The following is a 26,309-nucleotide window of genomic DNA, read 5'->3' as shown; positions in this document are numbered from 1 at the left end:
CTTAGCCAAACCGTGGTTAACTTTAAACGCTAAAGTGAATAATAAAAGCTCAGCCAAGCACGCATTTCATCTTCAAAACTGTCGCCTTCTACTCGCGACAGTCCCATATTAAACGTTAAATCGTTTACACCTGCTGGCCCCATTCCAAAACTAAAGTCACCTTGGTACTTTAAGCCGTAACTTTGTGCATATACGGTGTCGTCGAGTTGATGTTGCTTATAATAAAGCCACGGCATGCCTTCTTTAAAGCTAAAGCCGCCACCGTAGCCTTGATAGCGCTTTGCAGTTGCACTGTAAAAAGGCAGCTCAAATGAAAGTACATATTCACTATTTTGCTGCTGATTAATAAGATTTGAGCTAAAGCCACCTAATGCAAGGCTGCTGTCGTCGCGTTGCTTTTGATCAAAGTTTGCATAAAGAGGAATACCAAACGCTTTACCAAAAATTTTGGCGGCTAAATCATAACCTTGCCAATTATTACTTTTGCTACTGCCATCGTACCAACTCGCATAAATACTTTGGCCTATAGCAAAGTCTTGACGATCATATTGCCAATTTTGAGCAATACCTAAACGCGTCCAACTTTTATGGCTTTGCTTATAATCAGTGTAATTGTAGGCAAGCTCTGGCATTAAACTTAACTGCCCAAATTTAACGGGGTAACTTATTGCGGCAAAACCACCACGGGCATCCATGTCTGCACTTAGACTTTGCTGAGACTGGCGCGATGTATCTAAATTGTAGTCAAACAGTGCAAGTTTCAGTTTTACATCAAGCGCATTATATTTTGCCTGCACATAACCACCGTGCAATGCCCCATCGTGTAAATCAGTGCTATAACCCGCTTGTAAGTCGAGCTGCTTTAATAAGTCGCTACTTTTAATGCTTAAATCTAACAAACTGGTAGAAGCCGAATAATATTGAGAGCCAATCGCGAAAGTAGCGTGCTGGTCGAGCACGTTGTAATTTGTTTGCTCTGTAGTTTCGTGCTTATATATTTTAGCTTTTGGAAGTGTATGTTCGTTTACTATTAGCAGCGGTGCTTTTTTGTTAGCTGCAAACTCAGTAACTACAGTGCTTTTTATAGCTTTTGGCAGTGTTTTTACATTTGGCCCATCTGCAGTTATCGAAAAATAGAGTAACGAGCCATCAGCCATTTCAATTGGGTGGGCAACGGCCTCTTGCCCTTGGGTTAACTTGGTGAGTGTTTTACTCTCTATGTTGTAGTTATAAATATCGGTGGCGCTATTTAAACCTGCAACAAAGTAAAGTGACTCGCCATTATGGCTAAAGCTTGGCTGACTTAAATATTGATACCCGTTTGGCATAGGTACTGATAGCTGTTGTTCGCCGTTTATACCTTGTATATACAATTGCCAATTTTCATTTAATGATGTTGATAAATAGGCTAATTTAGTTTCGTCAGGACTGAGTATTGGGTAATCGTAAGTTGTCTCAAGACTTTTTGTAAATAATGGTGTGATGGTTTGCGTATTGAGATCAACCTTTACTAATTCAGAGTAGCCATCCCTTATTTGCTCGCCATACAAGGTTTCGCCGTTACTGGTTACGTTAAAACGACGTATACCAGCAAGTTCGGTAAGTTGTGTAATATTTCCAGTGTCAGTGTTATAGCTAAATATGTCAGACACTTTGTTATAAATACCCGACTCTTCATTGCTGTACGCATTGAAATATAAAGTTGTGCTATTTACCCATTGAGGATTTGCAATACCGGCTCGGTTAATTTGATTAAGCACTTGTTTTTGTTCGCGCTTAAACACACTGGGCGCTGTATCGGGAATATCTTGTGCATCGTTTTCGAGTAGCTCTTTTTGCGCTTTAGTAAACTCTTCTTGCGCTTTAATGTTGTCATCAGTGCTATAAATTATAAGCTTGGTATTACTCTCTTTATCTCGCTCAACAATCGCAATTTTACTACCATCTTTTGAAAGTACTGGGTTACTTGCATATAAGTTAAGCTCAAGCCAAAGTTCACTATTAAGTAACGACTCCCCTTGCTCTATTTGCATTGCTTTATAGGTATATTCAGCTATAAATCGGCGATATAGCTTGGCTGCACTTTGCCCAAACACACCGCTAAATGCCTCATCAAAATCACGCGTTTTTACGCCTTGCATTCGCGTCCAAACACTATCGAGTGTTTGCTCTGAATAGTTTTTCTCTAACCAATTTAAAAAGCGACTACCCATTAAATACGCCATTGAGCCGCCCATAAAGCCCTGCTCGCCATTTAACTGCCCATAGGTTGGCAGTGCGCCCTGTTGAGCGAATTCTCGCAGTATTGACTCTGAGTAGTTATCAAACAAACGTCCACGACCCGTCATTTTAGACTCAATCAATGTGGCATAACCTTCGGCTACCCAGCGCGGCGTATCACTGTAGGTTAAGTCGTATAAATCCCATATACCACGTACTTTCTGCTGCCAGTGATTGCGTGTAGGCTGTGCTAAGTGCACTAAGTGAATATATTCATGCAACACAAGCAACTGCTGCCAGCCAGCGCTGTTTGATATAACTGTGTCTGATTGTGGTGGGGTTGTAAAAAGTGCCATTACAGGGTTACTTGAGGTAGGTAGCGCAAAGCCGTTTGCTGCATTTAGGGGATCAAACACCACTACATCAACTGTTTTATCAAGTGCTCTGTTTTGCTGCTCAAGCACTTTGGTGCGTACTATTTCAAGCTCTGTTGCAGTTGATTTAGCAAAATCAGCATGCTCAACACTGTAGTGAATATTAAAATGTTCGGTATGAATAGTTTGCCAATCGGCTGCAAAGCTTGGTGCTGCTAGTAATAAAGCTGATGCGATAAGTGTTTTTTTCATGAGCGTCCCTAAAAGAATTCCTTAATACCATCTAGGGTATTATTAAATGTCTTTCATGGGCAGTAAGAAAGTGTAATAAAGCATGTGCAAATGTGTATTTACACATGTTTTATTAGGGGAGTTTACATCCAGCTGCGAGTATCTGACTCAATCTGCTTAATTGTAAAATCAATAATAAAGTCAGCATCTTGCTGCTTTATGTAGGGCATAAATGCAAAGCCTGAAGCAAGTTGTATGTATAAGCTTTTTAAGCCTGATTTGCGCATTAAGTACGTACTTATACTGCGCGCACTTTGCGCTTTATAAAGCTCAAAAACACGGTAATGAACGCCAATCAACCCTTTGCGTACAACCATGTAAAATCGACCATTATCCTCATGCATGTAATAACCATAACGCTGATACGATAAAGTTACCAAGCCAGAAAACACCACCAAAACACCAAGGCTTATCAAAGTATTAATATCAGCAATAAAACAAAAGCCAAACACTAATGCACTGGGTAGCAGTGAATAAAAGCCTAAATTTTTATACAAAAGAGCGCGTTCTGCGCGCTTAAAAGCGAGTTTTTTACTATTAAACCACGGGTAAATCCATTGGCATACACTATCAACTTGTTCGCTATTTAATACAGGTAATACTAAGGTTTGTTTATTTTTTTTAGCCGCAACACCGGCTGCTATTCCGCCGCTACTTGCTTGCAAGTACTCAACGGTAAATCGCTTTAGCAATCGCCCCATTAGGTTTTGCTTAATAACAATAGATTGCACTTTATCCATGCTCATTGAAAGCTGATGGCGCTCTAACAAGCCAGCAATACGTTTAAATTTTTGACCTTTAAAATAAAGCTCAAAGTTATAAAAACGAATAAGCGACATAGTCACCGATAGCATTACAGCCACCAAAACTAACAAAACAATTAAGGTGATCATCGCAAAGGTAGCAGCACTTGCCAGCATACCAAGCTCTTGTTGGTAAAAGCCTTCTACTTTCGCAATAATTTGCTTCTCTAAAAAATCAACAATCAGGTTTATAAAAGGGGCCAAAGCAGCGATTGCTAAAATAGCCATATTCGACATCAAACCAAATTTGGCTATTTCTTTATTGCTAATGCTTAGGCTGTTTTCGATAGTGTCTGTTTCGCTTTGTTCAGTATTTTGTATTTCTTGCTGTTGCTGCGCTTTAAAATCAAATATTTGTTTACGCATTTGCTGTGCGTAATCTTTAGTGACGCCAGGTAAAACAACTTCTTGCGACACACTGCCAGCTGCATCAAAAATACAATTAACTAAGTTTACGGGGGTAAAATAAAATGGCTCGGCAATATTAACGTTTTGCACACGGCAAAATTTAAGCGTAAGTCGCTCTTTTTTAAATACACCTTTGTTAAGCAATATTTCGTTGTCGCTACTAATACAAAACTTAAAATTTAAATAATATAAAAATGAGTAAATAAGCAACGAAATTAGCGCAATCCCACCTGCAACCTGCGCCCAAAACAACTTATTTTCTACTTGAGTAACAAACACGACAAGCATAGGCAGTAAGTTTAAAAGGCCATCTTTTACAAAGCGCACACTAAAGTGCACAACAAAGTATAAAAGCGCCCAGGGCGATACTTTTTGCCAGTAAATAGGGCTCGCTTTATCTTCGATAGTTGCATTACTCATCGACTAAAGTTGCCTGAGTAGTTGCGTCGTCTTGGCGGTAGTTTTGTACAAATTGGCGCATATTTTTACAATCATCATGGGTTAGCCCACTAATTTGTAAATCGGCACTTACACCGCCAGCGCTAAATAATTTAATACTCGCAAGGCTAAGTTTTCGCTCTATTGGCCCTTGGTGTATTTCCATATGCTGTACACGCGCTAAAGGTAATACCGTCACTTGTTGCCAAATAACGCCTTTTTTAAAAGCAATGTCATGATTTCGCACTGCAAAACCTCGTAACCTCACACTTATCATGTTGTACGCCATAGATACGGCCACCAAAATAGGCATACCAATTAGCAAATACGTTTGTGCATTATTAGCAAAGGCTTCATTAAAATAACAAACAGCAATAAGCGCTCCAATTAGCGGTATATAAAACAGAAGCGAGCTAAGCTGTGTATGTAATAAGGCTTTATCAGCCAATGGCTTAAAGCTAATATCACTATGCTTTGGTAAATCCATTATTTGTTGATTGTTAAACACTATTTGTCCCTATTCCTGCTTTTAATTATGGCTAGCTTACCAACTAATGGTGGTTATTAAGGTGTGGCTTTGTTTTGGCTCAAGCGTTACTTTATCTGTCAGTACATTAGCAGCCTCTAAGCAGAGCATTGTTTTATACTCATCGTCAGCAAAGTTAGATAAGCGTTTTGATTTTTCTATCCATGGGTTCCACAGTACACACGAATTTGAGTTTTCGCGGCTCACATTAATAACACCTTCTGGCGTTTTAATAGTTTGCATTGTATTTGCTTGTGTATAAACCATGTCGGTTTCGCGATTAAAGCTTACAACATCATTTTGTACAAATGGCCCTTCACTAAACTCAATATATTGCGCGCCTTGCAAACCATCAACATAGGTATTTGTAATGTCTGATGTAGGAAAATAGGTATGCAGCGCTTGAGTAAAGCTAAATGGCGCACTCCCTAAGTTAGCGGTCGTTAAGCGAACCTGTAATTTATCGCTTAACACAAACTCAACTTTTAATGCTGACTGATGCGGCCAATACGTCGTATTAACAAGCTTCATGGGTAGCTTTAAACTAACTGTAATTTGCTCATCAGATTCGTGTACTTCATCAGCTTGCCACACGCTTGTGCGCGCAAAACCATGGGCAGGCCAGCCATCATTAGCGTGTGTACCAAACCACGGCCAACAAATAGGAATACCACCTCGAATACTTGCCCCTTCTTGATAGGTTTCGTCTTGTGATACCCATATAAGTGGCTTGTTATTTTTAGGGATAAACTCGGTAATTTGCCCACCTTGCAAAAATATTTTTGCATCGCACTTTGAGCTAGCTATTTTAATAAACTCAAGACCGGTTTCGCTTTGCTCAATGCTAACTGATGGCGATAATTTCATACCTTCCCCTATAATACTGATACTAAAGATTTTTAATGTTTGTGCAGAAACAATAATGCATGCTTAAAGTATACGCTATTGATATTAAATATTGATTGCTGAATTTGTTCATTGCCGATTAATACATATACAGTAAACTCACAAACAATTACTTTGTACTAACAGCTGTAAATGAATAATACTAAAGTCTATACAATAAGACTTGCCAATTATTCACAACATACGTACTGTGCGCAACTTAATGCACACAAGATGCTAAGAAAATTTACTATAATTTAAACAATATAATTTTACATTAGTTACTGCTCTAACTATTAAAAACCAACAAAAGCGGCCTAATGTGCAATATATTGTTTGAATTCAATTTATTTGATGTGTAACATTTCGCGATTACGGCAAACTACCGCCCCATCGATGAGATAAGCAAATGCAAAAATATGACGAGTTATTGGTTTCTTTACGTAAAGTAATCCGCGCGATTGACTTACATTCTAAGCAGCTAAATAAAACTTCGGGTTTAACTGGCCCACAATTGCTTATAATGCAAGAAGTTAAAAAAACCGATGGGATAACGGCGAGCCGTATTGCTCAAAACGTAAATTTAAGCCCAGCAACGGTCACCAATATTCTCGACAGAATAGAAAGCAGAAACTTAGTAACACGCGTACGCAGTCAAATGGATAAACGCAGAGTGAGCTTATACCTCACCGAGAAAGGAAAAGAGTTACTTGATAAAGCACCTCAGCCATTGCAAGAACACTTTATTGAAAAGTTTTCTGCGCTTGCTGAGTGGGAACAGAGCCTTTTACTCTCATCAATGCAGCGTGTAGCCGCGATGATGGATGCAGATAAATTAGATGCATCGCCCCTTCTAGAAGTTGGTGCACTTACTCAAGCTCCTAAAGAATAAACAATAAAAAAAATACATAGTTTTGTACTTACTCTAAACGTAAGGCGTTTTTTGACGTCTTGAATTTTTTATTTTTTAATCACAAGCAGAGCGGCTATTATGACTAAACTCTCAAAATTAACACTAGCACTAGTCCTAGGTGGTGTTACAAGCACTTCTTATGCGTCTGATGATCTAGACACACTACAAAGCCAACTTAAACAGCTAAAGCAACAAATGCAATTGCTTGAAAATAAGTTAGCTGATGAAAAAACAAAACAACAGCAAATTAATAAGCAGCACGAACAACAAGTTGCAAACATCAGTAAAAAATCTGATCAAAAAGTAGTTGAAGTTGCCGCAGCTGAACCTGAGAAAAAAGATGAAGGCATTAAAGTTGGTGGAGCAATACGCTTTAATTACAGCACCAACACATACGATGAAGATACCCAAGATCGCGGTGGCGATTTTGATTTTGATATTTTCCGTATAAATGTATCTGGTGAGATTAACGATATTTCACTTAACGGCGAAATACGTTTTTACGATTACATGACCGTTGTTAAGTATGCTTACTTAGGTTACGAGTTTGCAGATGGCTGGGAAGGACAAGCAGGTATTGCACCCGTGCCTTTTGGTAATGGCCCATACAACTCACACAGCTACTTTTTCAGTACTAATTATTACGTAGGTCTAGAAGACGATTTTGATTTAGGTGTAGTAGTAAAACGTAAACTTAAAGATAACTGGAAACTAGACCTAGGCTTTTTCAAAAATGATGAGCTAGGTGGTATAGACGGTGGCTCTTCAGATATTAACCATCGTTACTCTTACGACATTATTGGTAGTCGTTCAGCAGAGGAAGGTACATACGATGCACCAGGCTCTCGCATAGGTGAATACAATACGTTTGCCGGGCGTGCGACGTATCAAATTGAGCACAGCAAAAATATAACTACCGATGTGGGTGTATCACTATTAAGTGGTGGCTTACATGACGGTAACGATCGTGCAGGTAACTACGGCGCATGGGCATTTCATGTTGATAGCACAATTAACAACTGGAATATCCAATTTCAACACGGTGAATACGACTACGATCTAGACGACAGCAGCGACCGCTTTGTTGTTGGTGCGTATGCGTATTATGACACTGTATCTAGCGAAGCAACTATGACTAACTTTAACGTTGCTTATAATTACTCGCTTGATTGGGGCCCAGTTACCGACATTCAATTTTACAACGATTACGGCATTATTTATGACAAGTCTGACGATAGCGCAGATACATGGATGAACGTAACGGGTATGAGTGTTGCTGCAGGTGGTTTCTTTAGTTACTTCGACTTTATTCAAGCACGTAACCAGCCATTTATTGGCGGAACAATTATTGGTGATGGTGATACAGAACGTCGCTTCAACATAAATATTGGTTACTACTTCTAAACTGTTAACCGCATTTATTTTTTAAAAGGGCAAACTTAGTTTGCCCTTTTTTATTGATTTTAAGCTTCGAATTAATAGCTATTTAGCCTACAATTAGAGATACCATAACACGCCTAAAAAGAGCCTAAGTGAATATAAAAGCAGTGTTTATTTGTTATAAAAACTTATGGTTTAAAGCGCTTGGCTTAATACTTGTAGCCTTGGGCATTATTGGCATTGTGTTACCGGTCATGCCTACCACTATATTTTTTATTTTAGCGCTCACCTGCTTTACTCGCTCATCACCCGCGCTTGAACAATGGCTGTTAAACCACCCTCGTTACGGTGTAACTCTGCAGCAATGGCAAGCCCATAAAGTAGTGCCTGTTAAAGCCAAATGCTACGCCGCCATTGGCATGTTAATTGGATTTATATTTTTACTGTATTCAGCCGCCCCTATTTGGGTTATTTATCTCGTTGCAGTAATAGAAGTATCGGTAATGATTTACCTTATTTTAAGACCCTCCAGCCCCCCTAAGCATTAAATATTCATTTTTTACCTGCATACCACCTCTGTTTTAAAGTTTTTATGTAAAGATAAGTAAGTAAATTTGTAATAGCTAATGCAAATCATTATCATGTTGTAAATTTAATTTATTTACTGTTTTTATGTCGTTTATTAATAAGCGGGCTTTGTATAGTACAAGCCGTGCTCTACATATTTATATTTCTACAGCTTTGTTTTTTTTGCTTATTTTATTTTGCGTTAGCGGCATTGTGCTTAATCATCTCGATTGGCTTAAAAACGATAAAAATAACGGTCAAGTAACCGCAACGATTCCTGCAGAGCTAGTTACTAAAGCAAATGCACAGCTAAATACGTTGCCAACGCTTTACCCAGAAATAGAAGCTTACTTAGCCGAGCAATATGCACTTACTAAAGTAAAAAGCATTGAGTGGGAAAAAGAAGACGCGCTTGTCATGCTCGACTACCCACTGCCTGCAGGGTTTGCCTACGCAGAGCTTGATTTTACAACTGGCGAGCTAAATCTTGATTACCAAACAGGTGGCTTTTTAAGCCTTATTGGCGACTTACATAAAGGCCGCCACAGCGGTGAAGTATGGAGTTGGGTAATTGATATATCTGCCGTACTAATGATTTTATTTGCCATCACCGGCATGATTATTTTGTTTCAAAATAGAAAAAAACGCTTAGCAGGAATATGGATAACCTTACTAGGAGTCGTAACTCCACTGGTTATTTATTTATGTTGGGTTCCACAAATAAAAGGAGTGTCTTAATGGTTAAATTTAAATTATTTATAAGCGCCGCATTACTGCTCGTAGCTGCGTTTTTTCAAACAACAGCGCATGCACAAACACCACAACTAGAGGTTGAATTAACGCTTCCCGACTTAGAAGTACAACCGTATCACCGTCCATACGTTGCAGTTTGGCTTGAAACACCAGAGCGCAAACACGTTACAACGCTTGCACTTTGGGTACAAAAAGCAGAATGGTTTAAAGACTTACGCCAATGGTGGCGTAAAGCCGGTAAAAGCGATGCCAACTTTGATGGCATTAGCGGCGCAACCAAGCGCGCGGGTACTTACACCATAAACTGGCAAGGTAATGATTTAGACGGTAACCCAGTAAAACCAGGTAAATACTTACTAAATATTGAAGTTGTACGCGAAGAAGGCGGCAGAGACTACACCCGTGTTGAGCTTGATTTAACTAAATCAGGCAAGCTGACAATTGATGGTAAAAACGAGTTTTCACAAAGTTTCGTCACTGTAAGCACTAAGTAGCTGCTACTTAATCATTTAAATTTAAGGAAATACAATGAAAATTAATTTATTAAAAACTGCATTAATCGGCGCATTGAGCTTATCTGCTTTAGTGTCAACTTCGGCAAGTGCACACGGACGTTGGTTACTACCTTCGCATACATCTTTATCAGGCGATAAAGCGCATTACGTAATGATTGACGCGAGCATTTCAAACGAAATTTTTGCATCAGACAAAGCCTTTAAACCTAAAGAAAAAGGCGCCGAGTACGACGACACATTATTAATGGCACTTGCGCCTAATGGTGAGCCAGTATCTGAAACCATCCGTGCTTATTACTTAAAACGTAAAAGCTCAGCTGCTGTAAGCTTAACAGAGCAAGGCACTTATCACATTGCAATGACCCAAAAGCCAATGTACATGACCTTCTATAAAAACGAAGAAGGTAAGCGCAAGCGTGTATTTGGTAAGAAAACAGACGCCGAGTTACCTAGCAATGCAAAAGATGTAACTACAACGAAGGTTGTTTCAACAGTAGATACATTTGTAAGCCGAAATGGCACCTCAAAGCCTGCCCTATTAGGTTTAGGCTTAGAGCTTAGCGGTCCAACGCATCCAAACGATTTATTTGTAGGTGAACAAGCACGTTTTCAGTTACTACAAGATGGTAAATCTGCTGGTGAAGGCGTTGAAGTAAGTATTTTAAAAGGCGACACACGCTACCGTAACGACCGTGGCGAAGTAAAAGTAACGACCGATAAAGAAGGTATGTTTACAATTACGTGGAAAGAACCAGGCCTATACCTAATCGAAACTTCTAACAAGGTTACCGTAAACGAAGAAGGCGTAGATGCAGGACGTTATGCATTATTTACAACGCTTGAAGTTGCCCCTGAATAATTTTAATTACTAAATTTAAAAAATTGAAAGGCCAAGTATTTGCTTGGCCTTTTTACGTCTTACTAACTTTTATCTAAAATTCCCTTGAATTCGCAACCATTCGACACAAGATTGCAACTACAACGATCCAAACGCCTATATCGCGCGTAAACAGTGACCTTATGTGTTAACAACTTAGAATATCTTAGATAGTTTTTATCTTTGCACTAGGGTAGTCGCTTCTATATGATGCGCTCCTTTTCGACTAGCAGCTCTTGGGGAACAATTAATGACTTTTAAGCGTTTATCTGCAAATAAACTCGCACTTAGCTTGGCCGTTACCACTGCACTTAGCACACCTTACTCTATGGCCGTTGCCGCAGAGCAAGATAATCAAGCAGAAAAGAATATCGAAGTAATTTCGGTTACCGGTACTCGCAGAAGCCTACGCAGTATTGCCGAAAGTACGGTACCCGTAGACATTATTACCAGCGGTGATATGCAAAGTACCGGTCAGCTAGAAATAAGCCAAATACTAGCAAACCAAGTACCTAGCTTTAACTACCCAAGTGCCACTATGGGTGATGGTACTGACCATGCAAAACCTGCTGTTTTACGTGGTTTAGCACCCGATCACACATTAGTGCTTATTAATGGTAAGCGCCGCCACGCTGGTGCGCTATTAAACTTAGCGGGTGTTGTTGGCCGAGGCTCTACAGCTGTTGATTTAAACATGATTCCAACTTCAGCCATTAAACGTGTTGAAGTACTACGCGATGGTGCGGCCGCACAGTACGGTTCTGATGCAATTGCTGGGGTAATTAACATTGTACTTAAAGATGCCTCAGAAGGCGGTAGCGTAAGCGTAACGTACGGTAAATACGATACACAAATGGCTGGCGTATCTCAGCTAGAAAGCACCTACGCAGATGCAAACGGTAACCTTGCATTTAATACCGGCGGCGATAGAGAAGTAAACGACGGCGCAACACGCACTGTTAGTGCAAACTCTGGCTTTTCGTTATCTGATAACGGCTTTGTAAACGTATCCATTGAGTACCGCGATAACGACTCAACTCAACGCTCAGGCTTTGACCCACGCGAACAATACAGTCGCCTTGATGATGGCAGCCTAGACCCACGCGAATTTACTATCGATCGTTACAACCACCGCTTTGGTAAAGCAGACCTTGAAGATTACGCGTTGTTTTACAACATGGGTTACGATTTAGATAACGGCTTAAACCTTTATTCATTTGGTAGCTACTCAAAGCGTGAAGGTAATTCAGGTGGTTTTTACCGCCGAGCAAAAGACAGCCGTAACGTTTTAGAAGTGTACCCAGATGGCTTTTTACCGCAAATTGAAACAGACGTACAAGACTACTCATTTGCATTGGGCTTACAAGGCGAAACTAACGACTGGACATGGGATGTAAGTACCAACTACGGCCGCAACGACTTTGGTTTCGGTGTTGTAAATAGTATTAATACATCACTAGGTGCCGACAGCCCAACCGAATTTGACAACGGTGCATTGGTTTACGATCAGTTTTTAGTAAACGCAACGGCCAATACCACTCTCGATTTAGGCTTACCTGATGACGTATTTTTTACCGTAGGTACTGAATACCGCCACGAAAGCTACAAAATAGAACAAGGCGAAGAAGCCTCTTATATTACTGCGCTAGATAGCGACGGCAACCCAATTGCTGCCGGCGGCGCACAAGTACTATCTGGTTTTGGTCCTGAGAGCGTAACTGACGAAAGCCGCCATAACGTTGCCCTCTTTGTTGAATTTGACACCTACTTAACAGAAAAATGGAATGTTGTTTTAGCGAGTCGTTACGAAGATTACAGCGACTTTGGCGATACGTTCACGTCAAAACTAGCAACACGTTACAGCCTAACCGATAATCTATCGTTACGTGGTGCGCTAAGTACAGGCTTTCGCGCGCCGTCTTTAGCACAAAGCTCATATCGTCAAATTTCAACTGTGCTTGAAAACAATCAACCATTTGAAGTTGGCTTGTTTCCAAGTGACGCGCCAGCAGCACAAGCATTGGGCGCAAAAGAGCTAGATGCAGAAGATTCTGTAAACTTAACAGCAGGCTTTGTATACACTCAAGGTAACTTTAGCCTTACGGTTGATGCATACCGTATTGATATTGATGATCGTGTTGTTTTATCTGAAAATTTATCGGGTGAAGCTGTACAACAAATTTTAGCCGATGCGGGTGAGTTAAATACCGAAAGCGTACGCTACTTTACCAACGCGATTGACTCACGTACACAGGGTATAGATATAGTTGCAACGTACACGCTTGAATTAGATAACCTAGGCGATTTACGTTTAAATGCAGCCGCTAACTTTAACGACACCGAAGTTACTCATGTTGACGACAACCCAGAGCAGCTTAACTCTTTAGGTGATGACTACGTAGTGTTTGCTCGTCGCGAAGTGGGTCGTTTTGAAGAAGGTACACCTGATAGCAAGTGGAACTTATCTGCTGTTTGGAACTTTAACGAATGGCAAACAACACTGCGCGCAACACGTTACGGTGAAGTTGCAGATATTTCTACAACAAGTGATCGCGATGAATACCTAGATGCAAAATGGATAACCGATCTAGAAGTTGCTTATCGTCCTAATGATGAATGGAAATTTGCATTAGGCGCTAATAACTTATTCGATCAGTACCCGCAAGCTACAGTAAATAACATTGGTTACTCTGATTTCGGTCAGATTTTCCCGTATACGCCGTATGCACCATACGGTTTAGATGGTCGATTTTTATATGGCAACATCACCTACAGTTTTTAATTTATACTTAAATTAAATGAGTTAAATAAAGATCCGATATGGCATGCCCTATCGGATTTTTTATATTTAAAAAACAGCAATAAATATAACCACCCTAGCTATAATCAAACAAACTACAAAAAACACTTTCGTCACAAACTATTAATTTTTTATTATCATTTAATGTATTGTTTGTTTTATATGATAAATTGATTATCAGGCAAAGTTCGTTACTAGCGAGTCATCAAATAAAACAACTTAAAATGCCTATAATTAAACTTAGCACGCATAAATACCGTCTTTCTCTGGAGTGAAGTATGAGCTATAAAAACTGGTCAATATCAAAACAAATTGGTGCGCTTGCATTCACTTTAACGCTATGTGTATTTAGTTTAGTTGGGCTATCTACCTATTTAATTTCGGCTAATACACTTTCTGAAAAAAGTGAAACAGCAATAAAATCTGAAATAACGGCTATTTCAGATCTTTTAGAACTTCAATACGACAGCCTGCTGGCAATAGCAAAGCGTAATGCCACTGTATTTAAAGGTATGTACCCTGGTGAATTTAAAAAAAGCGATCAAAAGGTATTGGTCGTAGATACTATGGTGCCCGTTCTTTTACATGATAACGAACAAGTTAATAACAATATCGATATTGTTGAAAATTACGCTAAATTAACCGGAGGTAACGCCACGGTATTTATGCGAGATGGGGATGATTTTTTTCGTATTACTACCTCTTTAAAAAAGAGTGATGGACAACGCGCTATTGGTACTTACCTAGGAAAAAACCACCCAGGCTATCAACCTCTTATGAACGGTCAAAGCTATGAAGGCTATGCTAAATTATTCGGTAACGAATACATGACTGTTTACCAACCAATTAAAAATAAACAAAACCAAGTAATTGGTATTTTATACATAGGTTTTAATATAAACGATGCACTGGCATCTCTTAGAGGGTCTGTTAATAAAATAGTAATTGAAGAAAGCGGTAACTTATTTGTTTTCAGAAATACAAATGATGTAGTTATAGCAGGGAAAGAAGCCGCAGTTGACTCAAAAGTGAACTCCAAAGCGCTTGATGGACTTAATCTAGAGGCAATTAAAAAAGGTCAGTCATTAAAATATAATAGTGAAAATAACACCCCTATGTTTGCTTACAGCAAAACAGTACCTGGGTGGGATTGGACCTTACTTGGTCGTGTAAAAGAAAGCGAACTCACTGAAGAGAGCATAAAGCTAATGGTAGTTAACAGCATAACGTCTGTTGGGGGTATTCTTGCTATCTCAATTTTACTATTTTGGGTGCTAGTAAAAACACTTAACCCATTAAGACAATTAACACGTAGCGTTGATGCATTAGGTAAAGGTGATTTGTCACAACATTTTGTAAATACCAATACAAATAGTGAAAATGAAATAGACCTAATTACCGCGAGTGTAAGTAGCATGTCGGTTGAGCTAAAAAAACTAATACTCGCTTTACAAGATTCAGTAATTGAACTGGAAAACCAAGCAGGCACTTCTAAAGAGCACGCCCTCACTAATGGTAAAGAAGCGCATGCAATGATGGGGCAAACAGACCAAATAGCCACCGCCATCGAAGAAATGTCAGTATCAATTAAAGATGTAGCCAATAACGCAAATGAAGGCGCTCAACGAACCCAACAAGTAGATGCAGAAGCTCAATTAGGTCGTACACAATTAACCCAAGTTGTTAATGACTTAATGCAGCTAAGCCAGCAGCTAAATGATAGCCATAACTCTGTTGAAAAAGTAAACACAGCAAGTAACGAAATAAGTAAAGTAACTGAAGTCATTAATGGTATTGCTGAGCAAACTAACTTACTAGCACTTAATGCCGCTATAGAAGCAGCAAGAGCAGGCGAACAAGGTAGAGGTTTTGCAGTTGTTGCCGATGAAGTGAGAACCTTAGCGCAGCGTACACAAAAATCAATTTTAGAAATTAGCCAAACAATTGAGCAACTACAAATACAAGTTACCGCCGCAACTAAACAAATGGAACAAAGCCGCCAGTTGGGTATTAAATCAGCTGAAGAAGGTGAAAAAACCGGAGAGCAACTTAACTTTATCACTCAAAGTATTGGCGATCTAACGCGCTCATCAAACAATATAGCTGAGGCAACAGATCAACAAAGCACCGTTGCTGCAGAAATCACTCAAAATTTACATTCTATAAGCCAGCTCGCTAAAGAAGGTGAGTCTCGCACGCAAAGCACTGTAAATTCGGCAAGTGAATTAATGACATTGGCTGAAAAAATCAAACAGCAAATAAGCTACTTTAGAGCACATTAATACAATGGTTAAAGCCACTTAATAAAAAAGGATGCACTTCGCATCCTTTTTTATTATTTATCAAAATTTGGTTTTTTTAACTACTTTTTGATTATTTTTATTTTCATAAAAAATAAAACCCAATATAAAACAAAGGATTAACTTTTGGTCTCCTTTTTGCTCTATTGTACTCATACTAAATTCAAACAATAAAGATCAAAGGATTAAATATGAGTTCATCAACAGTCTCTCGCATTACAAAACCACTTTCGCTAATTAGCGGTATTTTATTATTAAGTGGTTGTGTGTTTCACATATCGCCAAGCGTGGCGTCTGTAAAACAAACACAACAGCTCACATTGCCTAGCAACAATCTTGAGTATTTAAATGTTTTAAGTGGCGCAGGCAACCTTGAAATAAAAGGCTCACAAACAGCCACCAGCATTCGTGTTGATGCCACTATTTACACAGCCGATATTGAAGATGAGTACGAGCTAACACTAGAGCAAGACGGTAAACAGGCAAAGCTTGTTGCTCAAAATAAAAGTCGTAATGGTATTAGCTTTTACAGTGGTCAATCACCACATATTGATTTAGTTGTTACCGTACCAAGTAATCTTAATTTAGATATTGATGATGGCTCTGGCGACATTGTTATAAGTGCAATGCAAAGCAATATGAATGTAAAAGACGGCTCGGGGGACTTAACTATAAGCGGTGCTAAAAACCTAACTATTGACGATGGATCTGGTGAAGTAAACCTTGAAAACATCGCAGGTAATGTAGAACTAACCGACGGCTCTGGCAGCATTCATATAAATAATGTAAGCGGCAATGCAATTATTGAAGATGGTTCAGGCGAAATGCACGTAAGTAATGTAAACGGTTCGCTAAACGTTGAAGATGGCTCGGGTGATATAGTAATAAGCCATATAAACGGAGCTGTTAATGTAGATGATAATTCTGGCGACATGCTTATTGAGCATATTGGCTCAAGCGTCACTATCGAAGACGGGTCTGGCGATATTCGTGTTAATTATGCAAAAGGGCTAACTATTACTGAATCAGGTTCTGGCGATGTGAGCATTGATAATATTAGCGGTTCTGTAAAAGTAGCTGACTAACAGTATGAGCTAAAAATAACGTATTTTCAGCAACATGAATCATTGTATTTTATAAGAACCTAAGTCATTCTATTTATGCTCAAATACCTTGAGCATAAATAGAATGACTTAGGATAAACGCGTGTTAGAAATAGCTTTAATTTACTTAGCAGCAGCCATTGTAGCTGTCCCTATTGCAAAACGAGTCGGACTTGGCTCTGTGTTAGGTTATTTAATTGCCGGAATACTCATTGGCCCTTATGCGCTGGGTGTTGTGGGCGATCAAACCGATGTAATGCACTTCGCTGAATTTGGCGTAGTAATGATGCTGTTTTTAGTGGGCCTTGAACTACAACCTTCGCGTTTATGGACATTACGCCACTCTATTTTAGGGCTTGGCGGCTTACAGGTTGTGCTATCGGCAGCGGCTATATTTGCATTTTGTTATTGGTTTTTTGCCATGCATTGGCAAACCGCACTCGCCATTGGTTTAATGCTGGCGCTCTCCTCTACCGCTATTGTACTGCAAAGCCTTGAAGAAAAAGGCTGGCTAAAGCAAGAAGCCGGACAAAACGCATTTTCGGTATTGCTGTTTCAAGACATCGCCATTATTCCTATTTTAGCCCTATTGCCACTGCTTGCATTTGCCCCGCAAACTAGCACAAAAGAAATCAGCGACTCGATTATTGCAAGCTGGCCTGTATGGCAACAAGTATGTGTATCAGTCGCGGTTATTGCCGCTATTATTGCCGGCGGTAAATATGTATCGGCACCGTTATTTAGATATATAGCGCAAACCCACATGCGTGAAATATTTACTATTTTTGCACTGTTTTTAGTGGTCGCTATTGCACTGGTTATGCAAAGTATTGGTTTATCGCCTGCGCTGGGGACTTTTTTAGCCGGCGTTGTACTTGCCGAGAGCGAATTTAGACACGAATTAGAAGCCGATATAGAACCCTTTAAAGGCTTACTTTTAGGATTGTTTTTTATAACTGTTGGCGCATCAATTAACTTTGAACTGCTATTTAACGAGTTTAGTACCGTTATAGGCTTAGTGGTTTTACTCATTGTAGTTAAAGCCTGCATTTTATTTGCCCTTGCCGTTACCTTTAAAATTAACAGTAAACAGCAGTTATTATTTGCCTTAGCGCTTGCCCAAGGGGGTGAGTTTGCCTTTGTACTGCTAAGCGTAACCACCACCTTAAGTATTTTAACGCCCGAGCAAACCAGCCTTGTTACCTTAGTTGTGGCGGTATCAATGCTAATAGCGCCGTTATTACTTATGGTTTATGAGCAAATACAAAAACGCAGCAGCAGTGCTATGCCTGAGTTTGATAAGCCAGAGCAAATTAGCACCGCTAAGCACGTAATTATTGCGGGCTACGGACGTTTTGGCCAAATTATGGGACGTTTACTGCACGCGCAAGGCTACGAAATTACCGTACTTGATCACAGCCCTAGCCAAATAGAATTACTACGCCGTTTTGGCAATACCGTATTTTATGGCGATGCCGCACGCCAAGAACTCCTTGAAGCCGCAGGCGCGCACACTGCGCAAATGCTGGTAATTGCAATCGATAACCCCGATAAAACCATTGAGATAATTAAGCTCGCGCATAAAAATTACCCGCAGCTTAAAATAGTTGCTCGCGCAATCGACCGCCGCCATGCGTATCAGTTACTTAATTTAAAAGTAGATGCGTTTAATCGCGAAACCGTCGACTCAGCTATTAACCTTGCCGTAGAAGCACTCGAGTTACTAGGTAACACTAAGCAAGATGCAGAGCGCGCCGGTAAGTTGTTTAGAGACCACGACCGCGCTGCAGTACTGCAACTGGCTGCATTATGGGGAGACGACGCCAGCTACGGCGTAGCCGTGCGCCAGCGTATGGAAGATTTAAAACAAGTGCTGCAACAAGATAAACAAGCACAAAGCGATTTAAATACCTGCGACAGCGGTGATTGCGAAGACGGCTTAACAGAAGTAGCGAGTAAACCTAAAAAGCCTGATGATGCCCATCTTGAGTAGTTTAACGCGATAGTGTTTACACTATTAGCAGACGATGATATTGCCTCGTTAAGAGGCAATAAGTTAATCCAAAGAAATCGTAACCACACCAACTATATTGAACATCGCTTCAGTTACTTGGTAAGTCTTTATTCTTCGTCATCCACCGAGTTTAGAAAGTCTGCAAGTACATCACCATGACACGCGTATGGTTTACAGAAGCAACCTAGTCGCTTTCCTTTAAGTTTAAAAACCTCAGATTTTTCTTTATTCGGAAACTTTTCAAAATCAAAATCATATTTAAATTTCCGTATAACCTCATCGCGGTCGTTGCCTTCTTCAAACATCGAATATGGATTTCCCCAATAAGATCCCCGACCTATATACTCATAATAAGGAGTGCTTTTCTCAGTTTGATACTCTGTTTCTTTCTTAATATTAATAACACGTGTAATAGCTATTTTTATGAGTCTCATTGGTTTGCTACTACTTTGTATTAAAAGAACTTCTTCTGGAAATTCTTCACCATCATCAAAGACAATTGCATGCGTGATATCATTGATATTCCAATTAATTACTTCCTTGAATGGTTTAATTGAGTCTTTGCAATACTTCTCAACAAAGCCGTTAGAATCTTGAGGATAAATAAGAGTGCATTCGTCAAGACTAGATATAATCTTTTCTACTTTCCTTGCAAATTTTGAATAACAATTAAAGAGCTTTGGATAGAGAATTAATATTGTAGCCATTAGAATAAATGCTTCACTTTTAAGTCTAACTCTGAGTTTTCGTTTAAGTAATCCACAACTAACCGCCTATGGCATAAGTGGGGCTCATGCTCACTGCACAATAGACACCCGTGATCTAATAATGTAGGTTGGATTGTTTTTTCTATCTGCCGTTGAGACATCAAATTGAGAAACTTATCTTCATACTTTTCCCATGGCATCTCACCTTTTTTATAAAGACTCAACATATCTTTTGTTGGCGCAAGTTCAGGTGTATGAATGTATTCAGTTCCACAAAGTTCCTTCAAGAAATACATAAGATCATTTTTCTTAGCAAAGCCTGCCAATTGCGAAACATTATTCAGTCGAACATCAAGCAATGTTACAATTTTAGCTTCCTTTATAAATCCAAAAAATGTTTCTGCATTTTTTTTCGTAAAACCAATGGTATAAATATCAATTCCATTACTCATATGTTCTTACTCCATCATGAAAGTTTGGATAAGTATATATTCCATTAACTTGAAGCCAATACCCATTTCTTCCATCTGGAGCTTGATGTACTCGGCTAAGTCCAACTCTAAGGTAAACCTCATTTTGTTGGCTTATGAGATTTGTTACTTCATGAAGCCTACCGTCATTGTAATGATTTTTAGCATAGTCATGAAAACCGCGATCAGTTATTGAAAGATAGTTAAACCTATCTCCTTTATTATCCGTGAAACTGGACTTTATCTTCCCTGGATTGAATTTATCTTCATGAATACTAAGTTGATTAGGGTTTATTTTGATCGTGATAATTGAACAATCTGCTTGTTGGACATGAGGTATATGCTTTTGCCCTACAGAAAAATTAACACCAAAGCCCTCTGAAACTGAGTTGCTTAATGAATTTTCTAATAACTCTTTAAACCTTTCACCACTACAAGCACCGTGAAAGTACAATTCAGTATAGTCAGCGTCTTCGATATGGGGGCTACTCTTGTGTGTCAGAAAGTTTAAATCACCTTTTAAAATTGCTCCTGGATGAATTCCTAATTCTTTACATTTTGCACTTTTTAGATAAGGCGTGGGGCGTAGGCATTCACCTGTTTTTACATCAATTGCTGCCGTACAAACGTTTTCCTCACTCTTAAACCTTGTTAGGTCTGTAATAATAACTTCTCTCATATTCATTCCTTGATCTGGATATTAGGGTTAATTTGGAGCTTAACCGTTCTACCTGACAACATTTACACTTAAAATGTCCCTATTGTGTGAACCTATATTAATATCAAATAGCGTAAATTATTACCAACTATAAATATTATGCGGCGGGTAGTTATTTTGGAAATGGGGGGGAGTTACTTTAATAGCTGTTATTTAATCTTAAATACTTATTTGCAGCCCATAGTCGCCTATCTGCTGAAGTATAAGCTTAATCTTCAAAACATTAAGACCAACTATGAACTACAACATTTAAAAACTAGTGGTGATGCCCGCCTTGAATAGCCTCGCCCTGCTGGTTATAAAAGCCAGTTGCGCCGTGCTCAATAAAACCAAGGTTTATCATTTTAGCTAAAAATGGGTCGCCTTCGTTATCGCCAATGTCGGCGTAATCGGTGGTTTGAAAGCGATCCCACTGTGCAAATTGAGCGGTAATTAATGGCTCATCAGTGCTTATATTGTTTAGGCTTAGCAATGTAATTGTTTGGCTTTTTTTATTACTAATACTAAATGTTTTAACTAATTTTGAATGCGTAATAAAGGCAAGGTTAAAGTCGTTGCCATTTTCGCTCAGTGTATAGTTTTTTACTTCATCACAGCCTTTGCCTTGTGTGCTTACTAGGGTCATTTTTTCGATTAAATGATTATCCACCAGCTGACTTTTAGCACTCCAGTTTTGTACGCCGCGTACCTCAGATGGCTGATATTCAATACCGCGTTGCTGGGCATTAAAATAACGAATAGGGCGAATTTGCTTATTAGCTAAATGTTGCCAAAGTTCGGTTATTACTTCACTTTGATGCGCTACTTGCTGATTGTTTCGCCAAAGGGTAAGTGACTCGCTATTTTGCTGCGCTTTATGGCTGTTGGTAATTTTATAATCCGCTTTTAAATGCTTAGCATCAATATCACATTGCGAGGCAAAGCTACTTGTACTCACAAGCGTGGCAATTATTAATAACGCTTTTTTCATTTAGCTATCTCTTATTTATATTTCAAGTTTATGGCAATAACATAACGATTATAAATGTCAGTTTAATGACAAAAACCCCGCAAAGTAGGCGGGGTTTTTTATTTAGATATATTTAACTATATTTATAACTAGACGATATTTACTGCGTTACTTTTTCGTCGGCTGTTTTAACTAAATCAGCCGCAAAGTCCATTACATGGAATAAAAAGCTTTGCTCGTTTGTGCCTGTTACCAAGTGTGCACCTGGTCCCATTGCATAAACGCCTACGTCTTCACCGGCGTGAGTTTCTGAGCCCATTGGTACCAGTGCTTCTTGATGAAAACCAGGTGTGGTTGTATCAATGTCAGATAAATCAACACGCCCTGTAACCGGTGCAAACGCGTAACCTGCATCGGCATCAGTCTCGCTACCTAGGTTTCTAAAGCCACCACCATTGGTGTAACCAACCGTTGTATAAGGCATATCGTCTGCAGCTAAGCTTGGCTCAGTTGCACCTACTGCAACCACTTTACCTAAAATTGGGTTACCGCGTTTAGGGTAACCGGCAATGGTAAATACATGGCTGTGATCGGCAGTTACAACTATTAATGTTTCTTCTGGGTTGGTGTTTTCCATCGCCACTTTAACGGCTTTGGCAAGCTCAATAGTGTCGTTTAACGCGTTATAAGCGTTACCCGCATGATGCGCGTGGTCAATTCGACCCGACTCAACCGTTAAGAAAAAACCTTGCTCGTTATTATCAAGCACGTTAATTGCTTTTTCGGTCATTTGCGAAAGCGAAGGCTCGCCCGCTACGTCGTTTGCGCGGTCGGCTTCGTATTGCATGTGGGATTCGTTAAACAAGCCAAATACTTTAGTAGCATCGTCGCTTATTGCATCAAAACCAGTTTGATCCATTACGTATGTGCCGCTTGGGTAAGTTGCTTGCCACTCAGTCACTAGGTTACGGCCATCAGTACGATCGCCTTCTACTGCGCTTACTGCATCGCTTGAATTTGCCGCTGCATCTTTTGGTAAAAAGTGACGACGACCGCCACCCATTACTACGTCAATACCGTCTACATCAACACCACTAAAGCGTGCTTCTAGGTTGGCTTCAAAGTTAACCAGTTGCGATGCAATGTCTTCACATGTTGCCGCACTTTCTGGCATATCGGAGATATCTTCCCAGTTACGCTCTGCCGATTTAGCATAGGTTGCAGCGGGTGTTGCGTGAGTAATACGCGCTGTAGAAATAATCCCTGTTGCTTTGCCTGCAATTTCAGCAAGCTCTAACGAGGTAACAAGTTCGTGCCCTTTGCCTGATGCACAATTACCACGCTCAACCGCTTCATCAATACCAATAACGCCCGCGTCGGTTTTAACGCCCGATGCCATTGCGGTCATAGTGCCTGCCGAATCTGGCGTTTGCGCATCTACGTTGTATGTTTTTACAAAGCCCGAAAAAGGCATAGTTTCAAAGCTTAACTGGTGTTCTTCACCCATTTCGCCCTCTAACTGACCCGCTAAAATACGTGCTGCGGTTATGGTAGAAATACCCATACCATCGCCAACAAATAAAATTACGTTTTTAGCTTTGCCTGATTCAGTAACAATGTTGCTACTTGCTGTTTGTGCTGCACCTAATTTTGTTTGTGCTTCACTAAACCAAGTATTGCTAGTGAGTGAGGCTAACTGCTCGCTTGTTAACGACGTTGCAGGTGCATTACACACTAAATTAGTTGAGTTAACTTCGTCGCTATCTAGCACGTCGTTATTATTGGTATCTGCGCCTACTTGCGTCTCTACACCGCCATTAATACACTGCTCAGAGCCCACTGCAATAGCGTTATCTACTGCGATAATATTGTTTTCATTTTTGTTATCGTCACTTGAGCAACCTGCTAGCGCGACCATTACTGCCAAAGAAAGTACTGTTAATTTGTTCATGTTAGCCGCCATTATTGCTGAGTTAGTTCAAGAGCTTGATTAATTAAATGAAATACAACGTTTTGTTCAATTACACCTTGGGCAAGTTGTGCACCGGGGCCTTTTGCGTGTAGTGAAATGTCTTCACCGGCATGTGTTTCTGAACCGAGTGGCACGGTTGTTTCTTGGTGAAAACCAGGTGTTGTTGTATCAACGCCATTAAGCTCTACACGTCCGGCTACTGGGCCAGTTGCATAAGCAGCATCGGCATCTGTTTCATCAACTAAATTTCTAAAACCTAAACCATTTGCGTAACCTACTGTGGTGTACGGCATATCGTCGGCGGCTAAGCTTGGTGTTGTTGCACCTACTGCAACTACTTGACCTAAAATTGGATTACCACGCTTAGGGTAGCCTGCAATAGTAAATACATGGCTGTGATCGGCGGTTACTAAAATAAGGGTTTCTTCTGGGTTTGTGTTATCTACCGCTGCTTGCACGGCTTTAGCAAACTCAATGGTGTCGTTAAGCGCGTTGTATGCATTACCTGCGTGGTGCGCATGGTCAATTCGTCCCGACTCAACCGTTAAGAAAAATCCATTATCGTTTTTACCAAGCACTTCAATTGCTTTAGTGGTCATATCGGTAAGTGAAGGCTCGCCCGCTACATCGTTTGCGCGGTCAGCTTCGTATTGCATGTGGGATTCGTTAAATAAACCAAATACTTTAGTGGCGTCATCGCTTATTGCATCAAAGCCTGTTTGATCCATCACGTACGTAGCATCTGGGTATTGTGTTTGCCACTCAGTTACTAAGTTGCGCTCGTCAGTACGGTCGCCTTCTATAGCACTTACTGCATCTGTTGAGTTAGCTGTTTCGTCTTTTGGTAAAAAGTGACGACGACCGCCCCCCATTACAAAATCAAGGCCGTCTACGTCGGTCCCTACAAATCGTGCTTCTAGGTTTTTTTCAAAGTTAACCAGTTGCGATGCAATGTCTTCACAGCCACCCGTTACTGCATCTTCTGGCATATCTGATACGTCTTCCCAGTTACGGTCAGCCGATTTAGCATATGTGGCAGCAGGGGTTGCATGAGTAATACGTGCTGTAGAAATAATACCGGTAGATAGCCCTTTAATTTCAGCCAATTCAGTCGCGGTAATTAGCTCGTTACCTGCCACTGTTGAACACACGCCGCGTTCAATATCTTCGTCTACACCAATAACGCCCACATCGGTTTTTACACCCGAAATAATAGCCGTCATCGTGCCTGCTGAATCAGGAGTTTGAGCATCTACGTTATACGTTTTAACTTGTGCAGAGTATGGGAACTCTTCAAAGCTTAAATAACCTTCTTCGCCAGATTGGTTATTACGCTGCCCTTGTAAAATGCGCGCGGCGGTAAGTGTAGAAATACCCATACCATCGCCCACAAATAAAATGACGTTTTTAGCTTTAGTGGCTTGTGTAGCCTGCGCTTGTGCTGTTTTTGTTGTTAGTTTAGTTTGCGCAGCGCTATACCAGCTGCTGTCTTTTTGGCTTTGCGGTAGTACATCAGCATGGCTCACTGCGCTAAACGTTAACGTTAGCGCGATTGCCGCAGCGACTTTTTTAATTTTCATCCGTAATTCCCATTGTTTAGTGGTTATTTTTTGAAATGTGTAAACACAAAAAAGATCAACCGCTGCACTATAGAAAACAGATGTGACTGATAAAGGTAATTTTGATGAAAGTAAAATGACTAAACTATTACAAAAATAAGTCACAAAAATAAAAAAGCGCAACGTGTTAAACGTTGCGCTTATTCATTCAATAAACGTTATTATTTTTATTAACGACCATCTTCAAACGAAGCCGTTGCAGAAACTTTGCTCCAAGTACCATCTGTATATAATACCGTTGCTTCTGCTTTATTACTTTTAAATGATTTTATCGAGAATGAGCATGATGTACCCGATACGCCACAAGACGACGCAGCATTTGACCAAACAACACTATCAATGTCAGAGCCATTACCTACCACTCTGAATACTGCTGTAGCTGTTCTTTTACCATAAATCACAGCAAAACAATGATTAGGAGTAAATTGGTCATATGCTTGAGTATCTACGTAACATTCCATTTGGTCTGCACTCGCTTGTGCAGAAAAAATAGATGCCAAAATAATACCTGTAGTAATTAATATAGTTTTCATTTTTATCCTTAATAATTGAACCTAAATAGGTACAAAAAAGATAGAACAACAACGCCCACCTGTACAATTAATTTACAAAAAAAACCTAAAAAGCATACAAAAGGATTGTTTTGATTAAAAAAGCGCAACGTGTAAAACGTTGCGCTTATTTTCAGGGAAATTATTAAATGTAAT

Annotated in this window: 21 protein-coding genes; 10 read left to right on the top strand and 11 right to left on the bottom strand. The window is 39.8% G+C overall.

The features are described 5' to 3' along the window. Window positions 1–29: 29 nt before the first annotated feature. The 4 genes from I6F45_RS15760 to I6F45_RS15745 form a co-directional block, all read right to left on the bottom strand. Window positions 30–2,846, bottom strand: coding sequence for a TolB family protein (locus tag I6F45_RS15760; protein ID WP_197161088.1), 2,817 nt, complete (start codon window positions 2,844–2,846; stop codon window positions 30–32). 122 nt (window positions 2,847–2,968) lie between these two features. Beyond that, window positions 2,969–4,516, bottom strand: coding sequence for a PH domain-containing protein (locus tag I6F45_RS15755; protein WP_197161087.1), 1,548 nt, complete (start codon window positions 4,514–4,516; stop codon window positions 2,969–2,971). After that, window positions 4,509–5,042, bottom strand: a complete 534-nt coding sequence (locus I6F45_RS15750; protein ID WP_007580462.1) for a PH domain-containing protein — start codon at window positions 5,040–5,042, stop codon at window positions 4,509–4,511. Before I6F45_RS15750 ends, I6F45_RS15755 begins: the two co-directional genes overlap by 8 nt. Window positions 5,043–5,078: 36 nt before the next feature. Further along, window positions 5,079–5,927: a D-hexose-6-phosphate mutarotase gene (locus tag I6F45_RS15745; RefSeq protein WP_197119547.1), complete on the bottom strand. Its 849-nt coding sequence runs from the start codon at window positions 5,925–5,927 to the stop codon at window positions 5,079–5,081. 427 nt (window positions 5,928–6,354) lie between these two features. Between I6F45_RS15745 and I6F45_RS15740 the strand changes: the two genes are divergently transcribed. The 10 genes from I6F45_RS15740 (at window position 6,355) to I6F45_RS15695 (ending at window position 19,146) form a co-directional block, all read left to right on the top strand. Further along, window positions 6,355–6,837 (top strand): MarR family winged helix-turn-helix transcriptional regulator, encoded by a 483-nt coding sequence (locus I6F45_RS15740; protein WP_010554531.1) that lies wholly within the window; start codon window positions 6,355–6,357, stop codon window positions 6,835–6,837. A gap of 99 nt (window positions 6,838–6,936) precedes the next feature. Next, entirely contained in the window at window positions 6,937–8,262 is a 1,326-nt protein-coding gene (locus tag I6F45_RS15735; protein ID WP_007580455.1) for a hypothetical protein, read from the top strand. A 128-nt stretch (window positions 8,263–8,390) separates the two neighbouring features. Beyond that, entirely contained in the window at window positions 8,391–8,786 is a 396-nt protein-coding gene (locus I6F45_RS15730) for a YbaN family protein (RefSeq protein ID WP_007580453.1), read from the top strand. Window positions 8,787–8,910: 124 nt separating this feature from the next. After that, window positions 8,911–9,543, top strand: coding sequence for a PepSY-associated TM helix domain-containing protein (locus I6F45_RS15725; RefSeq protein ID WP_197161085.1), 633 nt, complete (start codon window positions 8,911–8,913; stop codon window positions 9,541–9,543). Next, entirely contained in the window at window positions 9,543–10,052 is a 510-nt protein-coding gene (locus I6F45_RS15720; protein ID WP_165722677.1) for a DUF2271 domain-containing protein, read from the top strand. Before I6F45_RS15725 ends, I6F45_RS15720 begins: the two co-directional genes overlap by 1 nt. A 34-nt stretch (window positions 10,053–10,086) precedes the next feature. Beyond that, entirely contained in the window at window positions 10,087–10,932 is an 846-nt protein-coding gene (locus I6F45_RS15715) for a DUF4198 domain-containing protein (RefSeq protein ID WP_197161083.1), read from the top strand. A 268-nt stretch (window positions 10,933–11,200) separates the two neighbouring features. Next, window positions 11,201–13,732, top strand: a complete 2,532-nt coding sequence (locus I6F45_RS15710) for a TonB-dependent receptor plug domain-containing protein (protein WP_165740443.1) — start codon at window positions 11,201–11,203, stop codon at window positions 13,730–13,732. A 296-nt stretch (window positions 13,733–14,028) separates the two neighbouring features. Next, complete coding sequence (locus tag I6F45_RS15705; RefSeq protein ID WP_197161082.1) at window positions 14,029–16,032, top strand: methyl-accepting chemotaxis protein; 2,004 nt, start codon at window positions 14,029–14,031, stop codon at window positions 16,030–16,032. A 209-nt stretch (window positions 16,033–16,241) separates the two neighbouring features. Further along, window positions 16,242–17,135: a hypothetical protein gene (locus I6F45_RS15700; protein WP_197161081.1), complete on the top strand. Its 894-nt coding sequence runs from the start codon at window positions 16,242–16,244 to the stop codon at window positions 17,133–17,135. A 121-nt stretch (window positions 17,136–17,256) separates the two neighbouring features. Continuing rightward, on the top strand, window positions 17,257–19,146 hold the full coding sequence (locus I6F45_RS15695; protein WP_197112636.1) for a monovalent cation:proton antiporter-2 (CPA2) family protein: 1,890 nt from the start codon (window positions 17,257–17,259) through the stop codon (window positions 19,144–19,146). A gap of 128 nt (window positions 19,147–19,274) precedes the next feature. Here the strand turns inward: I6F45_RS15695 and I6F45_RS15690 are convergent, their stop codons facing one another. The 7 genes from I6F45_RS15690 to I6F45_RS15660 all read right to left on the bottom strand — a co-directional run bounded on the left by I6F45_RS15690 (window position 19,275) and on the right by I6F45_RS15660 (window position 26,135). Beyond that, entirely contained in the window at window positions 19,275–19,874 is a 600-nt protein-coding gene (locus tag I6F45_RS15690; RefSeq protein WP_197161080.1) for a DUF4326 domain-containing protein, read from the bottom strand. Next, window positions 19,874–20,326, bottom strand: coding sequence for a DUF488 domain-containing protein (locus I6F45_RS15685; RefSeq protein ID WP_231609683.1), 453 nt, complete (start codon window positions 20,324–20,326; stop codon window positions 19,874–19,876). The genes I6F45_RS15690 and I6F45_RS15685 overlap by 1 nt, the downstream gene beginning before the upstream one ends. Beyond that, window positions 20,319–21,023 (bottom strand): dual OB domain-containing protein, encoded by a 705-nt coding sequence (locus I6F45_RS15680; protein ID WP_197161079.1) that lies wholly within the window; start codon window positions 21,021–21,023, stop codon window positions 20,319–20,321. Before I6F45_RS15680 ends, I6F45_RS15685 begins: the two co-directional genes overlap by 8 nt. Before the next feature lie 295 nt (window positions 21,024–21,318). Continuing rightward, on the bottom strand, window positions 21,319–22,032 hold the full coding sequence (locus I6F45_RS15675; RefSeq protein ID WP_197161078.1) for a hypothetical protein: 714 nt from the start codon (window positions 22,030–22,032) through the stop codon (window positions 21,319–21,321). A 139-nt stretch (window positions 22,033–22,171) separates the two neighbouring features. Beyond that, window positions 22,172–23,962, bottom strand: a complete 1,791-nt coding sequence (locus I6F45_RS15670; RefSeq protein ID WP_197141779.1) for an alkaline phosphatase — start codon at window positions 23,960–23,962, stop codon at window positions 22,172–22,174. A gap of 11 nt (window positions 23,963–23,973) precedes the next feature. Next, the gene (locus tag I6F45_RS15665; protein WP_197119538.1) at window positions 23,974–25,563 is read right to left on the bottom strand and encodes an alkaline phosphatase; all 1,590 of its coding nucleotides are present in this window, start codon (window positions 25,561–25,563) and stop codon (window positions 23,974–23,976) included. 209 nt (window positions 25,564–25,772) lie between these two features. Then, window positions 25,773–26,135, bottom strand: coding sequence for a hypothetical protein (locus I6F45_RS15660; protein ID WP_165729361.1), 363 nt, complete (start codon window positions 26,133–26,135; stop codon window positions 25,773–25,775). Window positions 26,136–26,309: the final 174 nt, after the last annotated feature.

Origin of the sequence: Pseudoalteromonas sp. SWYJZ19, from assembly GCF_015864375.1 — a bacterium.
GTDB lineage: Bacteria > Pseudomonadota > Gammaproteobacteria > Enterobacterales > Alteromonadaceae > Pseudoalteromonas > Pseudoalteromonas arctica.
The sequence above is the reverse complement of the archived record's forward strand: the minus strand, read 5'-3'. Positions and strand labels throughout refer to the sequence as shown.